Annotated in this window: 11 protein-coding genes; 6 read left to right on the top strand and 5 right to left on the bottom strand. The window is 73.9% G+C overall.

Annotated features, from left to right (window positions below):
* The first annotated feature begins 8 nt into the window (after window positions 1-8).
* From Sdagh_RS08060 to Sdagh_RS08050, 3 genes are all read left to right on the top strand, one after another.
* Window positions 9-1,475 (top strand): 4-hydroxyphenylacetate 3-hydroxylase family protein, encoded by a 1,467-nt coding sequence (locus tag Sdagh_RS08060; protein ID WP_190010318.1) that lies wholly within the window; start codon window positions 9-11, stop codon window positions 1,473-1,475.
* Window positions 1,476-1,776: 301 nt separating this feature from the next.
* Window positions 1,777-3,945: an RNA polymerase recycling motor ATPase HelR gene (helR, locus tag Sdagh_RS08055; protein WP_190076812.1), complete on the top strand. Its 2,169-nt coding sequence runs from the start codon at window positions 1,777-1,779 to the stop codon at window positions 3,943-3,945.
* A gap of 244 nt (window positions 3,946-4,189) precedes the next feature.
* Window positions 4,190-4,567 carry an ATP-binding protein gene (locus Sdagh_RS08050; RefSeq protein ID WP_308288740.1) on the top strand — a complete coding sequence of 126 codons (378 nt, stop codon included), beginning with the start codon at window positions 4,190-4,192 and terminating at the stop codon, window positions 4,565-4,567.
* A gap of 16 nt (window positions 4,568-4,583) precedes the next feature.
* Here the strand turns inward: Sdagh_RS08050 and Sdagh_RS08045 are convergent, their stop codons facing one another.
* From Sdagh_RS08045 to Sdagh_RS08025, 5 genes are all read right to left on the bottom strand, one after another.
* Window positions 4,584-5,768 carry a PP2C family protein-serine/threonine phosphatase gene (locus Sdagh_RS08045; protein ID WP_190010324.1) on the bottom strand — a complete coding sequence of 395 codons (1,185 nt, stop codon included), beginning with the start codon at window positions 5,766-5,768 and terminating at the stop codon, window positions 4,584-4,586.
* 594 nt (window positions 5,769-6,362) lie between these two features.
* Window positions 6,363-7,097, bottom strand: coding sequence for a hypothetical protein (locus Sdagh_RS08040; RefSeq protein ID WP_190010326.1), 735 nt, complete (start codon window positions 7,095-7,097; stop codon window positions 6,363-6,365).
* Between the two features lie 211 nt (window positions 7,098-7,308).
* Entirely contained in the window at window positions 7,309-8,601 is a 1,293-nt protein-coding gene (locus Sdagh_RS08035; protein WP_190076813.1) for a sulfite oxidase, read from the bottom strand.
* A 39-nt stretch (window positions 8,602-8,640) separates the two neighbouring features.
* Window positions 8,641-10,620, bottom strand: coding sequence for an FAD/NAD(P)-binding protein (locus Sdagh_RS08030; protein WP_372478428.1), 1,980 nt, complete (start codon window positions 10,618-10,620; stop codon window positions 8,641-8,643).
* Between the two features lie 5 nt (window positions 10,621-10,625).
* Window positions 10,626-11,675: an amino acid ABC transporter permease gene (locus Sdagh_RS08025; RefSeq protein ID WP_190010332.1), complete on the bottom strand. Its 1,050-nt coding sequence runs from the start codon at window positions 11,673-11,675 to the stop codon at window positions 10,626-10,628.
* 664 nt (window positions 11,676-12,339) lie between these two features.
* Between Sdagh_RS08025 and Sdagh_RS08020 the strand changes: the two genes are divergently transcribed.
* From Sdagh_RS08020 to Sdagh_RS08010, 3 genes are read left to right on the top strand one after another with little or no spacing between them, the layout of a single operon-like run.
* Complete coding sequence (locus tag Sdagh_RS08020) at window positions 12,340-13,476, top strand: LLM class flavin-dependent oxidoreductase (RefSeq protein ID WP_189419351.1); 1,137 nt, start codon at window positions 12,340-12,342, stop codon at window positions 13,474-13,476.
* Complete coding sequence (locus tag Sdagh_RS08015; RefSeq protein ID WP_190076815.1) at window positions 13,473-13,976, top strand: GNAT family N-acetyltransferase; 504 nt, start codon at window positions 13,473-13,475, stop codon at window positions 13,974-13,976. The genes Sdagh_RS08020 and Sdagh_RS08015 overlap by 4 nt, the downstream gene beginning before the upstream one ends.
* Window positions 13,973-14,923: an ABC transporter substrate-binding protein gene (locus Sdagh_RS08010; RefSeq protein ID WP_189419356.1), complete on the top strand. Its 951-nt coding sequence runs from the start codon at window positions 13,973-13,975 to the stop codon at window positions 14,921-14,923. Before Sdagh_RS08015 ends, Sdagh_RS08010 begins: the two co-directional genes overlap by 4 nt.
* Window positions 14,924-14,938: the final 15 nt, after the last annotated feature.

Genomic DNA, 14,938 nt, shown 5'->3' with positions numbered 1-14,938 from the left:
GAGACCGCATGATCCGTACCGGCGAGCAGTACAAGCAGTCCCTCTCTCCCGACCGGCGGATCCGCGTCGACGGCGAACGCGTCACGGACGTCACCGCCCACCCCCAGTTCGCGCCCGCCGTCGGCATCCGCGCCCGCATCCACGACCTCGCGCACGAGGCCGCCACCCGCGACGTCATGTCCTACGCCGACCCGGAGACCGGCGAACGCCACGCCGTCGCGAACAGACCGCCGCTCACCCAGCGGGACTGGCACGACAAGCGCGCCGCCGTCGACACCGTGCTCGACACGGCCCGCGGCGTCGTCACCCGGGTCGGCGACGAGACCGTCGGCGAGATGTGGTCGCTGCGCGACGCCCAGGACGTCCTCGACGGGCTGGACCCCCGCTTCTCCGGCAACATCCGCCGGCACATCGCCCGCACGGTCACCGACGACCTGTTCCACGTCTCCGCCGACACCGACCCCAAGGGCGACCGCTCCAGACGCCCCCAGGACCAGGACCCGGACATGCTGCTGCGCGTGGTCCGCGAGACCGGCCGCGGCATCGTGGTGCGCGGCGCCAAGTACGAGACCGCCGCGGCCTACGCGAACCAGGCGTTCGTCAAACCCGCCGTCGCCGACTGGGGCGGCACCGAACGCTCCGACTACGCCGTCGGGTTCATCTGCGACATGAACGCCGAGGGCCTGACCTTCCTCTGCCGCACCGGGTTCGCCGGACGCGGCAGCGCCGAGGACTACCCCCTGTCCCACCGCGTCGACGAGATCGACACCCTGGTGGTCTTCGACGACGTCGAGATCCCCTGGGAGGACGTGCTCTTCTACCGCGACACCCGGGCCGCCGCCCTGCTCCGCACCACCCTGCACCGCTACTCGGCGCTGCCCTTCACCCACCGCACCCTGCGCCTGGCGGACCTCATGATCGGCGCCGCGCTGTGGAACGTACGGCAGACCGGCCTGGAGAACCTCCAGGGCGTACGGGAGAAACTGGCCCGGCTCGCCTGCTGGCGCGAGGGCATCAACGCCCACCTCACCGCGGCCATAGCCCTGGGCACCCGGTCACCCGGCGGGCTGTGCATGCCGGACCAGTCCCTGCTGTACTCCGGACGCGTCCTGGCGTCCGCGCAGCTGCCCGAGATGATGCACCTGGCGCGGGAGCTGTGCGGCGGCCAGGTCTGCGTCACCCCGGACGCGGCGGCCTTCGCCGACCCCGAGACCGGCGGCTGGCTGCGGAAGTTCTACTCGGTCAACGACACCTGGCTGGCCGACGACCGGCGCCGGCTCCTCGCCTTCGCCCGCGACCTGCTCAACTCCGACTACGCCGGGCACCGCCTCACCTTCCAGCTCTTCGCCCAGGGACCGCCCTTCGCCCACCTCTCGGCCGTCTACCACGCCTTCGACTGGGAGGGCCCGCTCGACCTGGTCCGCGACGCGGCCGGCCTCTCCGACCGGGTACGGGGGACCGGCCGGCCCGCGTGACCGGCGTCCGCCAAGGGGTGTGGATCGACTTCGCGGGGAGGCCCCGGCGCGCACGCGGCACGGAACGGACACCGCGGCTGCGTGAGGGAGACGGCGAGGGGGACCACCCGCTCCTCGCCACTCTCAACGTATAGCGCACCGGGGGGCTTGCGGCAAGGCCCCCGTCGTCCCGCACAATGACCGGCCTGAGCCCGTGACCTGCGAGAACGGCAGCCGCCGCATGCGTGTGCGATGGTCGATGACCAGGACGGCGGGCACGAACGCTCGATCCGCACCACCTACCGACGGAGCTGACCCGACCGTGAAACCGCTGACCGCCGGCGTGTTCGACCTCCCCGAACGCCTCGCCGCCAAGGCCGATCCGGCGCTGATCGAGGGCGACGAGCGGCACTTCGCGGCGCTCGCGCACTGCCTGGAACGGACGATCGCGGACCTGTCCGACCGGCTCGCCGCCGCCCGCAAGGCCCCCGGCGGCCTAGGCCGGGAGGCCATGGACCGGGACACGGAGATCCACCGGCTCACCGCCCGCCTGCGCACCCTGAGCCGCTTCGGCCTCGATCTCTGCCTCGGCCACATGGCCGGCGCGGACGGCTCCGAGCCGGTGTACATCGGCCGGCTCGGCCTCACCGACGACACGGGCCGCCGGCTGCTGCTCGACTGGCGTTCCCCCGCCGCCGAACCGTTCTTCGGAGCCACCCACGCCCAGCCCATGGGGCTGGCCAGCCGCCGCCGCTACCGCTGGACCGACGGGCGGATCACCGACTACTGGGACGAGGTGTTCACCCCGGACGGCTTCGCCGGACACGCCGCGCTCGACGACCAGTCCGCCTTCATCGCCAGCCTGGGCGGCACCCGCACCGAGCGGATGCGGGACGTCCTCGGCACCATCCAGGCCGACCAGGACGCCGTCATCCGCGCCGGCTCGCGCGGCACCCTCGTCGTCGACGGGGGGCCGGGCACCGGCAAGACCGTCGTGGCCCTGCACCGCTCCGCCTACCTCCTCCACTCCGACCCGCGCCTCGGGCACCGCAGGGGCGGCGTGCTGTTCGTCGGCCCGCACCGGCCCTACCTCTCCTACGTCGCCGACGTCCTGCCCAGCCTCGGCGAGGAGGGCGTGCAGACCTGCGTCCTGCGGGACCTGGTCGCCGAGGGCGCCGGCGCCGGCGTCGAGACCGACCCGGAGGCGGCCCGGCTGAAGTCCTCCGCGGACCTGGTGAAGGCGATCGAGACGGCCGTCAGGTTCTACGAGGAACCCCCCACCGAGGGCATGACGGTCACCACCCCCTGGAACGACATTCCGCTCACCGCCGGGGACTGGGCCGCGGCGTTCGACGCGGCGGAACCCGGCACCCCGCACAACGAGGCCCGCGCCCAGGTCTGGGAGGAACTGCTCACCCTCCTGGAGGACAAGCACGACGGCGACGCCCCGCCCGAGCAGCTGCGCAGGGCGCTGACGCGGAACCGGGAGCTGCGCACCGCCTTCGACCGCTCCTGGCCCCTGCTGGAGGCCGCCGACCTCGTCGGGGACCTGTGGACCGTCCCCGCGTACCTGCGGCTGTGCGCCCCCTGGCTCGGCCCGGACGACGTACGCCGCCTCCAGCGCGCCGACGCCCACGCCTGGACGGTGTCCGACCTGCCGCTGCTGGACGCGGCCCGGCACCGGCTCGGCGACCCGGAGACGGCCCGCCGCGCCCAGCGGCAGCGGGCCGCCCTCGCCGCGCAGCGCGCTCGCATGGACCAGGTCGTGGACAACCTGATCGCGGCGGTGGCCGACTCCGGGGCCGACGGCGACGAGGGGGAGGGCCTGGTGCGGATGCTGCGCGGCGAGGACGCGCGGGTCAGCCTGGTCGACGAGTCCGAGCTGGCCGTCGCCGACCCGGACCTGCTGGCCGGACCGTTCGCGCACGTCGTGGTGGACGAGGCCCAGGAGCTGACCGACGCCGAGTGGCAGATGCTGCTGCTGCGCTGCCCGTCGCGCAGCTTCACCGTCGTCGGGGACCGCGCCCAGGCCCGGCACGGCTTCACCGAGTCCTGGCAGGAACGCCTCGCCCGGGTCGGCCTGGACCGGGTCCGCCTCGCCTCCCTCACCATCAACTACCGCACCCCGGCGGAGATCATGGCGGAGGCCGAGCCGGTCATCCGGGCCGCGCTGCCGGACGCCAACGTGCCCACCTCGGTGCGCACCGGCGGCGTCCCCGTGATCCACGGTTCCACCGCCGACCTGGACACGGTCCTCGGCACCTGGCTCGCCGACCACCAGGAGGGGACCGCCTGCGTCATCGGCGCCCCCGCGTTCCGGGCCACGCCCCGCGTCCGGTCGCTCACGCCCGAGCTGGCCAAGGGGCTGGAGTTCGACCTGGTCGTCCTCGTCGACCCGGACGGCTTCGGCGCCGGGGTGCGAGGAGCCGTCGACCGCTATGTCGCCATGACCCGCGCCACCCGGCAGCTGGTGGTCCTCACCGGCCCGTGACGGGCTCCCGGACCCCGTCCGGGGCATGACCGGACGGGACGGGAACTATCGTAGGGGCGACAAGTGTTCTGGTCGCGCGGGATGCGACGGTGTTCCGCGCTCCACGGGGGAGTCGGACGGCGGTGGCGCAATGGGTGAGGTCGAGGTCGAACCGGGCGGGGTGGCCGGTGGGCGAACGCTGTCCGGGGACGGTGCGGGCAACGGCGGACGGGGGTGGCCGGAGAGCGGGGCACGACGTCTGTCGGTGACGTTCGAACCCGGCACGTTCCGGGTCGCGGACGCCCGGCACCTCGCGGTCCGGTACCTGGCCGCGTCCCTGGACGACCGGGCCGAGCCGTGGCCGGACCGGGTCGTGGAGGCCACCCAGCTGGTCGTCAGCGAGCTGGTCACCAACGCCGTCAAGTACGGATCGGGCCCCGTACGGCTCTCCCTGGCCGTCGCCGACGGCATGCTGTCGGTCACCGTGCGGGACGGATCGGCCACGCTGCCGGCGCAGCGGCCGGCCGATCCGGGCCGCGTCGGACAGCACGGCCTGGAGATCGTCGCGGCGCTGAGCGAGGAGCTCGACGTCCGCCGCGAACCCTTCGGCAAACGGGTCACCGCGCGGATCGCGCTGCGCTGAGCCGCCGGTGAAGGGGTCAGGAAAGCGGCCGCAGGCGCGCGTCCCGGTCGCCGTACCAGTCCAGGCACAGGGTGGTGGCGTCGTCCCGCAGCCGGCCCCGGCAGGCGTCCTGCACGGCCCCGACCAGGACCCGGACCGCCTCCCTCGGGTGCAGCTCGGCGGAGGCGCGGACGAGGGCGGGCAGGTCCACGCCGGAGGCGCTGCGCTCCTGCATGCCGTCGGTGAGCAGGACCAGTCGGTCCCCGGGTCTGAGCGTCAGCTCCTGCACCTGGTGCTCGATCGGGGAGGCCACCCCGAAGGGCAGGTTCGCGGTGAGCGCCAGCTCCCGTACGGTGCCGTCGCGCAGCAGCAGCGGGCGCGGATGACCGGCGTTGACCAGGCGGACCTCGCCGGTGGCGAGGCAGACCCGCAGCAGCTGGCCGGTGGCCAGGCCGCGGTTGTGCTGGAGCAGGGCCCGATGGGCGCGCCGGGCCTGCTCCGCGAGGTCGCACCCGGCGCGGCGGGCGCCGCGCAGCGCCCCGAGCAGCAGTGTGGCCAGCAACGCCGAGTCGGTGTCGTGGCCCATGGCGTCGGTGATGGACAGGTGCAGCACGTCCCGGTCGAGGGCGTAGTCGTAGGTGTCGCCCCCGATGTCGTCGGCCGGTACCAGGCCGCCGGCTATGGCGAACTGAGGGGCCTCGCAGGCCGGGGCGGACGGCAGCAGCTGGTGCTGGATCTCGGCCGCCAGGCTGGTCGGCGTGGTGCGCCGGTTGACGTGGTAGAGGTCGGTGAAGCGCCGGTCGGTGACGATGATGTAGGCCAGCGCGTGGGCCGCCTCACCGACCTCGCGCAGCACCGTCGGGTGGTCGTGCGGGAGGGTCACCTCCAGGACGCCCACGCAGTCCCCGCGGTTGGTGACCGGCGCGATCACCCGGTGGCCGCCCGCGCCGTCCCGTTCGACATGCCGGCGCTGGGACCGCAGCACCTGCTCGTAGACGCTGCCGCGCAGCGCGGTCCGCAGCGCGCGGCCGGTGTCCGCACCGTCGTCACCGGTGGTGAGCCGTACCAGTTCCTCCTCGATCAGGTCGACACAGAGGAACGACACGTCGCCGGCCGCGAACCGCTTGCGGAGATTGCGCGCGACGACATCGACGGACTCCACCGGTGAGGCGTCCTCGGCGTCGGCGAGCAGGTTTCCCAACTCCAGGGTGTTGCCGTCCACGCTTCTCTCCCTCCGTCCGGACACCCATCTGCCCGGTGACGGCCCGCACATGCCCAGGGCGGTCCGGGCGGGTGGCGGGCGCGGGGGAGGAGCACGGCCGCCATTCGATCAACGGGCGGACGGCCCATGGCGTTTGTGGCGGGGCGCGGGCCCGGCGGAATGCTGCTGCACCAGCAGCAGAGCAAGGAGCAGGGGTCCGGCGGTGCACAGCGTGAAGAGCATGCGTCACCTCTCGCTCGGCTGACCTGCCTGAGGTGTACCCGGGTCCGCGTCACACCAACGGCCCACGACCGGTCACCACCCGCACGAGGGTCTCCCGCGTGCCCCCCTTGACGCGCAGGCCCCGTGGACGGCCCGTCTCGCGAAGCGGCGGCGACGGTGATCAACCCCGGCGGGTGCCGGGACATCGGGATCACCGTCGCCGCCGGGAGCCGCGCGCAGCAGGAGGAGGGCGGGTGCCGGGACACGTGGGGTACGGCCGGTCAGCGCCCCTTCCCGGGGTGCTCCACGCAATCGACGTAACGCCATGCGGACATCACTACCAGGGGATCGACATCAGCACCGGGCATCGGTGGGCCGTCGTGCCGGGTGCGGTCACGCGGAGCGCTGCTCGGCCTTCTCGGACGGCGCCTCGTCCGTGGCCGCCGCGGCCTGGGCGGCCTCCGACACGGTGTAGAAGACGGACGTGCCCTGCTTGGTGCGCTGCACCTGGTTGCGGGCCACCAGGTTCTCCAGGGTGTTGCGCACCACGGTGGTCTTGACCGGCCGGTCGGCGTGGGCCTCACCCAGCGCGGCGGCCACCTCGGCGGCGGAACGCGGCTCCTTCTGCTCGGCCAGCACCCCGCGGATCAGCTCGCCCAGCGTCGGACCCGCGGCCTTCTTCGCCGCCGGCCCGGCCGCCGCCTTCCCGGCCGCCGGCGCCTTCTTGGCGGCCTTCCCCGGCTTCCCGGCCTTCGCCGCCTTCTCGGCGCTCGCGGTGCTCCCGGTGTCCTTGGCCTTCTCGGCGGTCTCCGTCCCGCGCCGCCGCGGCGCGGCCTTCGCCGCCCGGGTCCGCTTGCCGGCGGTGGCGGGCGCGGGCTTCTTGCGCGGCGCCGGCACGGCCGCGGTGTCCGCGGCGGTGTCCCCGGCCGGTGCCTGCGTGGAGCCCAGCGCCTGCCGGATGTTGACGAGCACACTGTGGTCGCGCTGGAGCGCGGCGAGCCGCTCCTGCAGGGAGGCGATCTCCGCGCTCAGGCGCTCCTGCTCCTGTGCGTTGCGCTCCAGGTCACCGGTCACCTGCGCGGCGTACTGCGTGGCCAGTTCGGTGGCGGTGGTCGTTGTCTCCGACATGGTCGGTCACTCTCCTCGATGCTGACGAGTCGTCGTCGGCGGCGGGCAACAGCCGGGTGCCGGCTGACGGCGGACGGCCCGCCCCACCGCATTCGGCGGCGGACGGGCCCTGACTGCTGCGCATGCCCTGAAGTGGAGATACTACGTACAAGTGGTGCCACTTGTTCCTCTCGGGTCGTTTTCTGCTCCGCGACGAGTGACTGACACACCATCAGGTGACGGTCACGGGATGCCGTACGACCGCGTCGAACAGATATCCCTGAGTGTTGTGCGCGGTGGTGTCCGGCTGGGTGCGGCCGGCGGCGTCGGTGGCGCGGGCCGCCAGGGTGTACGCGCCGGGTGACCGGGGCCGCCAGTCGGCCGACCAGCGGACCCAGCCGCCCCGGCGGGGTGCGTCGTGCAGCCGGGCCGGCCACCAGTGGGCGCCGCCGTCGGCGCTCACCTCGACCCGGACGACACCGGCCGCGCCGGACCAGGAACGGCCGGTGAGACGGTGGGTGGTGTCCCGCGCCAGCCCGGCGTTCCACTCCAGTTCCCAGGCGCTCTTGACCGTCTGCCGGGTCAACGGGGCACTGCCGCCCACCGGGTGGGCGTCGCCGAACAGCCGGTAGAAATCGGTGTTCCACGGCGAGTACAGGGGCTGGGCCGACACCTGGATGTCGCCGACCCACTTGACGGAGGAGACGCCGATCCACGAGGGCACCAGGACCCGCACCGGGTGTCCGTGGTCGGGCGGGAGCGGCTCACCGTTCATCTCGTAGGCGAGCAGCACGTCGTCGAGGGCCTTGGCCAGCGGCAGCGGGCGCCGGACCCGGCCGAGGTTCGTGCCGTCGGCGGTGACGTAGTCCGCGTCCAGGCCGCGCGGCATGACGTCGACGGCCCGCCGGCCGAGGCCCGCCCGGCGCAGGACGTCGGCGAGGCGGACACCCCGCCAGCGGGCGGCGCCGATGGCGCCGAGTGTCCAGGCGGTGCCGCTGACGGCCTGGCCCTGCTGGGTGGTGAACAGGCTGCGGCCGTTGCCGGCGCACTCCACGAACGCGTCCCGGGTGACGGCCGGGAACCGCTTGAGGTCGTCGAGGGTGAACTCGACGGAACCGCCGTGGTCGAGTCCGTCGCCCCACACGGTGAGGGTCCAGCCGCTGGCGTCCAGGACGGGCGTGGCCGTGTGGTTGCGCACGAAGAACCGCTCGTTGGGGGTGTGGTAGCCGGTCTCCGCGAGGGAGGCGAACCGGGTCTCGGCGTTGGTGCCGCGGACGGTGAACCACGCCTCGGGCAGGGGCTTGACGATGCCGGGGGCGGTGGCCGCTGCGGCCGGACCGGCCCCGGCCGACGGAACGGCGAACGGGGCGGCGCCGGCGACCCCCGCCGCCCCGAGCAGCCGCAGCAGGGTGCGCCGGGGGACCCCCTCGGCGTGAGCCCGCCCGGACAGCCACTGGCTCAGTCTGCGCCGGTCGTAGGAGGCTTCGGAGGGGTGGGTGACAGGTGCCGGTGGGGAGGTGCGCACGGTACTGCCTTTCGTCGGGGCCTCATGGGGACCGTGGTGTCACAGGGAGGAGGAGCCGGCCGTGGGCAGGCAGTCCTGCCGCGTGTTCTCGCCCAGGGCGCGCAGCAGGGCGCGGGCCACGGCGTCGTTCTGCCGGAAGCCCGGGGCGTTGGTGCGGGGGCGGGCGAAGGCGGCGACGGCACGGCTGTTGGTGGGGGCGCCGAGGGCGATCCGGCGGGGGTGGGGGCCGCCGAGGAGCGGGTCGATGACATGGGCGTCGGCGGGGGAGACGCTGAGCAGGCCGGAGCGGTGGGTGTGGTCGGGGTCGGCGACCACCTCCTCGGCGAGTTCACCGGCCCGGTGCAGCCGGCGCAGCAACGGGTCCTCGGTGCGGTCGAGGGCGTGCCGGGGCAGGTACGCCTCGATGAGGGCGGTGGCGTGCACGGTGTGGCCGGGCACCGTGGGACTGGTGGCGGTGAAGGTGCCGCGGGCCTCGTCGGTGCCGATCCGCAGGTCCGCGCCGAGGAACCGGACGATCCCGGCCCGGGACAGGGCGAGGAGCTGCCGCAGCCGGAACCCGGGCGGCCCGGAGGCGAGGAAGCTGAAGAAGCCGTGCCACCAGCCGTCGATGCCCTCGGCGACCGAGCGGGCGGTCAGCCGCCCCGAGGCGACCAGGGCGGGGAGCTGGCCGTAGACGGAGAGCAGGGCGAGGAACGCGCCGAGGTCCGCGCTGTGCTCCGGGTCCTCGCGGCGGGCCACGTCCTGGGCGATGTGCTCGCGCAGGTGTTCCTGGAAGGCGTCCGGAGCCGGGAAGGTGACGCCGGTCAGCGGCCGGTCCAGGGCGTCGAGGTCGAGCCGGTCCGCCGGGTCGGGGACGGACGCGGCGACCAGGTCGGCCATGCCGGGGGAGTACCAGTCGAGCCGGTCGTAGGCGGCCTCGAAGGCGGACCAGGACCGCGTGGTGCGCTCGGGGTGGGCGTGGAACAGCTCGTGGTAGTGGCCGAAGCCGATCTCCTTGGCCATCAGCGGCCACACGTCGCGCCGCAGGTCCAGCGGGCGGTCCCCGGCGAGCAGCGCGCCGATCGCCTCGGGACCGAAGTGGCGGGGCAGCGGCGGACGGGGACCTTGGAGCCGGTACCCCGTCTTGGAGTGGTACGGCACACCGCGCCGCGACCCGACGTGCAGGACCGGCTCCCGGCCGGACGGCAGGTAGGTGAGGGTGCCGTCCGGCTCGGTCCGGTAGGAGCCGCCGCGGCCCTCGGTGAGCAGCACCGTCAGGTCCACGAAGGCCAGGCCGAAGCCGCGCAGCACGACGTGCTCACCGGGACGGGGTCCGGACAGGTCGGCGTCGGCGGAGAAGGCGGGCGGGAGGTAGAACCGGGAGTGGCGGCGGGCGAAGGCGGCCAGGGCGCGGTGCTCGGCGGCGGGCACGGCCGTGCCCAGGTGGCCCTGGGCGAGGACCACCAGGTCGGCGGTGAGCGGGGTGGCGCGGCCGGCCAGGTGGACGTGCTGCGGGCCGTCCGCCGGGCCGGTGACGGAGGTCGCGGTGGTGCGGTGCCAGGTGACGGTGACGGACGGCGGCAGCGCGGCCAGCGCGGCGCGGAACACCCAGTCCAGGTAGGCGCTCTGGACCCGCCGGGTGGGGAAGTCGGTGGGGGCCAGGGCGCGGAGTTCACCGAGCACCTCGGGGTCGGCGGGGGCGGTCACGGGCGCCTCCTGGGCGGGCGGCGTCCCGGGCCCCCGGCCGGCGAACCGGGCGGCCCACTCGGCCAGCGAGGGGCCCGGCCGCACCGGCCCCTCGATGACGGAGGACTCGTCGGTGAACATGGTCACGTCCTCGGCCATGGAGTTCATCCGCAGCAGCGGTGACTGCTCCTGCCGCCAGATCCGGCCCGGCCCCGGCGGGTGCGGATCGATCAGGTGGATGTGCAACTCGCGCTCTCGGGGCCAGAGTTCACCGGTGTTGGCGGCGATGCGCTCCAGCAGCCCGGTGGCGCGCGGTCCGGCGCCGACGACGGCCAGCACCGCGGGGGAGGTCACGTCGTTCACCGGTCACCGCCGGTCGCGGGCCGGGCGTCGGCGGCCGTGGCGGCGCCGAGCCGGACGCGCAGGGCGCCCAGCCGGGCCCGCAGCCGCTGCACCGGGGTCGGCGGCAGGGAGCGGGCGGCGCCGCGCGCGTAGTGCCGCTCGACGTAGAACTGCCCGACGCCGAGCACGGTGGTGACGGCGATGTACCACAGGGTGGCCACCATCAGCAGCGGGATCACCTGGTAGGTCTGGTTGTAGACCAGCTGCACCGAGAACAGCAGGTCGTGCACGGCCAGCACACTGACGATGCTGGTGCCCTTCAGGGTGCCGATCAGCATGTTCCCGGCGGTCGGCACGATCGACCGCATCGCCTGCGGGATCACGATCCGGCGCAGCGTCCGGCGCCGGCTCAGGCCCAGCGCCTGCGCGGCCTCGGTCTGCCCGGCGTCCACCGACAGGATGCCGCCGCGCACCACCTCGGCGGCGTACGCGGACTCGTGCAGGGTGAGGCCGACCACCGCGGTGAGGGTGGGCCCGAACAGGTTCACCGTCTTGACGGTGACGAACTCCGGGCCGAACGGGATGCCGAGACCGAGCGTCGGGTACAGGGCGCCGATGTTGAACCAGAACAGCAGCTGCACCAGCAGCGGGGTGGACCGGAAGATCCATATGAAGCCCCAGCTCAGCGTCCGCAGCACCGGGTTGGCCGACAGGCGCAGCACCGCCAGCAGCGTGCCCAGCAGGAAGCCGAGCGCCATCACCGCGGCGGTCAGCCAGAGGGTGAGCAGCAGCCCGTCGAGCACGGCCGCGGTGGTGAAGTAGCGGCCCACCACGTCCCACTGGAACGCGTCGTTGCGGACGACGGAGTTGAGCACCATCGCGAGGACCAGCAGGGCCACGACGGCGGCCGCCCAGCGGCCGGCGTGCCGGCGCGGCACGATGCGCGGCAGCTCGGAGCCGGGCGGGCCCGGCGCGCGGACGGGACGGGCGGCGCCGGCCGAGAGGCCGGTGACGGCGGTGGGATCGGTGACGGCGGAGGAGTCGGTGACGTCGGACGGTGTGGCCATCGGGAGGCTCTCCGGGGGAGGGGTGCGCGGGCGTGGGTGCCCTCCCGGCGCCCATCGGTCCGGGCACGGCACGGACGCCGTACCGGACGACGGTGCGGCCGGGGGCCGGTGTCATCACGCTCACCGCGTCCCTCAACGCGGCCGGAGGGCGCCGTACGGGACGGAGCCGATCCGCCTCGATCGTATGTGCCCATGGCCGGGAGGTGTCAACAGCGCTTCCCCTGCTCCGCGGTGGCCGCGGGGCGAGGAGACCGCGACCGCGAGCAGGGCGGGTCCCGCTATCCGGTCACCGCTTGACGCGCCGCGAGAAGTCCTGCTCAATTGGTCGCATGAACGCCCAGCAGCGCTTGGTCTCGCGTGACCACATCGACTTCGGTCGAGTGTGGTCCGCGGCGTGTCGCGGCTGACTCGGCGGCGGGCCGTCTGACCGGCCCTTCCCTCCCTCGGTGACCCCGTCGCGGGCCGAGCGACCCCTTCACGCGGACGCGTTCCGCCGCCCTTCCACGCTTCCCCGCCCTCCGGCGTCATCACGTCCTTCGGGACCGGCCGCGGACACCGGCCGTCCCTGACACACCTTCACCTTCACCTTCCCCTGCACCGGCGGCTGCCGGGCGGCGCCCGTGCGCGCGCGTCCGGCGGCCGGCCCCTGCGAAAGGCCTTTGCCATGCCCGTGGAATTTCTCGGCATTGCCGCCACCAACGACGGCTCGGAGACCACCTCGCGCTCCGGCGCCTCCTTCGACAAGGAGTACACGCTCCGGCTCGCCCGCGCCCATGAGGACCACGGCTGGGACCGGGTGCTGTTCGCCTACGGCTCCGGCTCACCGGACCCGGCACCGGCCGCCGCGTACATCGCCGCCCGGCTTGAGCGGCTGCAGATCCTCCTCGCGCACCGGCCCAACGTGTCGTACCCGACCTTCGCCGCGAAGACCTTCGCCACCCTCGACCGGATCAGCGAGGGACGGCTCACCGTCCACTTCATCACCGGCGGCAACGACCGTGAACAGGGCCGCGAGGGCGACACCCTCACCAAGGACGAGCGCTACGCCCGTACCCGGGAGTACATCCGCATCGTCAAGAAGATCTGGACCACCCACGAGCCCTTCGACCACGAGGGCGAGCACTACCGCTTCCACGACTTCGTCAGCGACGTCTTCCCGGTCCAGCAGCCCCGCCCGGACGTGTCCTTCGGCGGTTCCTCACCCGCCGCGTACGCCGCCGGCGGCGCCGAGGCGGACATCTACTGCCTGTGGGGCGAGCCGCTGGCGAGGACCGCCGAGCAGATCGAGGCCGTCAAGGCCGCGGCCAGGGCCGCCGGCCGCACCGACGTCCCCCGCATCCAGGTGGCCTTCCGCCCGATCATCGCCCCCACCGAGGAACTCGCCTGGGAGAAGGCGCACCGCACGGTCGGCGCGATCAAGGCGCGCAAGGCCAAGGGCGAGCCCGTCACCAGGCGCCACAACGGGCAGACGGCCCCGCAGAACACCGGGTCCCAGCGGCTGATCGCCATCGCCGAGGCCGGCGAGCGCTACGACCGCGCCCTGTGGACCCCGACCGCCGCCGCCACCGGGGGCGCGGGCAACTCCAACGCCCTGGTCGGCACCCCGGAGACCGTCGCGCAGGCCCTCCTGGACTACTACGACCTCGGCGTCGACATCCTCTCCGCCCGCGGCTACGACCTGCTCGACGACGCGATCGACTTCGGCCGGTACGTCATCCCGATCGTCCGTGAGGAGGTCGCCAAGCGCGACGCCGCACGGGCGGACCGCGGCCGGCAGGCCCTCGCGGCGGTGCGCGGATGACGTCCGCCACCGAGCTGACGGTCATCCGGGTACCGGTCTCCGACCCGAGAGTACGGCCCCTGCTGCGCGAACTCGGCGACGAGTACTCCCGCCGCTACGGCAAGGACGCCCACGCCGAACTGGCCCGCTACCCGGACGAGGAGTTCACCGCGTCCCACGGCGGCGTCCTGCTGCTCCTCCTGGAGGCCGGCACCCCCGTGGCGGGCGGAGCCTTCCGCCGCCACGATCCGCACACCGCCGAGCTGAAACGCATCTGGACACACTCCGCCCACCGCAGGCGCGGCCTGGCCCGCCGGGTCGTCGCCGCGCTGGAGGCCGAGGCCCGGTCCCGCGGCTACCGGCGGGTCTACCTGACCACCGGCCCCCGCCAGCCCGAGGCCCGCGGCCTCTACCTCGCCACCGGCTACACCCCGTTGTTCGACACCGCCGCCGACCCCGAGACCATCGGGCCGCTGGCGTTCGAGAAGGACCTGACGCACGTGAAGGAGAACACTCCGTGACGCCCACCGCGGCCCGGGTGCGCCCGCGCCTCGCCGCCGCCCTCGTCCTGCTGCCCCTGCTGGCGCTGACCGCCTGCGGCTCCGGCGGCTCCGGCACCACCCCGGCGGGCGCGCAGTCACCCGCGCCGGCCGACGACCCGGTCGCCGCCGTCCGCAAGGTCGACTCGGCCGCCGCCCTGCTGCCGGCGGACGTCCGCCGGGCGGGCACCCTGCGTGTCGGCAGTGCCGTCGGCGCCCCGCCCTCCGCCTACTACCCCGGCGGCTCCGGCAAGCAGCCCGAGGGCCAGGACATCGACCTCACCGACGCCGTCGCCAAGGTCCTCGGCATCGAGGTGCGGCGCCAGGACGCCTCCTTCGAGACCATCCTGCCCGCCCTTCAGAGCGGCAAGTACGACGTCGGCACCGGCAACTTCGGCGTCACCGCCGAGCGCCTGAAGACCATCGACTTCGTCACCTACATCGACGACGGCCAGGGCTTCGCGGTGAAGAAGGGCAGCACCACGCTGAAGAAGAAGGTCACCGACCTCACCCAGCTGTGCGGCCTGGTCATCGGCACCAACGCCGGCACCACCTTCGAGACCACCCTCACCGCGCAGAAGCACGTGTGCGCCGACGCCGGGAAGAAGCCCTACGACGTCAAGGTCTACTCGGAGAACGGAGCCGCCCTCACCGCGCTCCAGCAGGGCCGGATCGACGTCGTCATGTCGACCATCAACGGCCTGCGGTACCAGGCCGCCCAGCCCGCCGCGGGCACCGCCTTCCTCGGCGAGTACCACCGCCTCGACGTCGGCTTCGCCTTCAAGAAGGGCTCCCCGCTCACCAAGGCGTTCCGGGCTGCCGTGAACGAGCTGATCGAGGACGGCACCTACGCCCGCATCCTGAAGAAGTGGGGCACCTCCGCCTCCGCGATCGACACCTCGCGGATCAATCCGCCCGAGCACACCTGAGCCGAGCAGGAAACC

It is taken from the genome of Streptomyces daghestanicus (assembly GCF_020521275.1).
Lineage (GTDB): Bacteria > Actinomycetota > Actinomycetes > Streptomycetales > Streptomycetaceae > Streptomyces > Streptomyces griseoviridis.
This window is presented reverse-complemented; position numbering and strand designations above follow the sequence as displayed.

Bases quoted from the DNA above. Each gene is read 5' to 3' on its own strand.
- Sdagh_RS08060 (WP_190010318.1), top strand. From the start codon at position 9: ATGATCCGTACCGGCGAGCAGTACAAGCAGTCCCTCTCTCCCGACCGG.
- Sdagh_RS08040 (WP_190010326.1), bottom strand. From the start codon at position 7,097: ATGTCGGAGACAACGACCACCGCCACCGAACTGGCCACGCAGTACGCC.
- Sdagh_RS08025 (WP_190010332.1), bottom strand. From the start codon at position 11,675: ATGGCCACACCGTCCGACGTCACCGACTCCTCCGCCGTCACCGATCCC.
- Sdagh_RS08020 (WP_189419351.1), top strand. From the start codon at position 12,340: ATGCCCGTGGAATTTCTCGGCATTGCCGCCACCAACGACGGCTCGGAG.
- Sdagh_RS08015 (WP_190076815.1), top strand. From the start codon at position 13,473: ATGACGTCCGCCACCGAGCTGACGGTCATCCGGGTACCGGTCTCCGAC.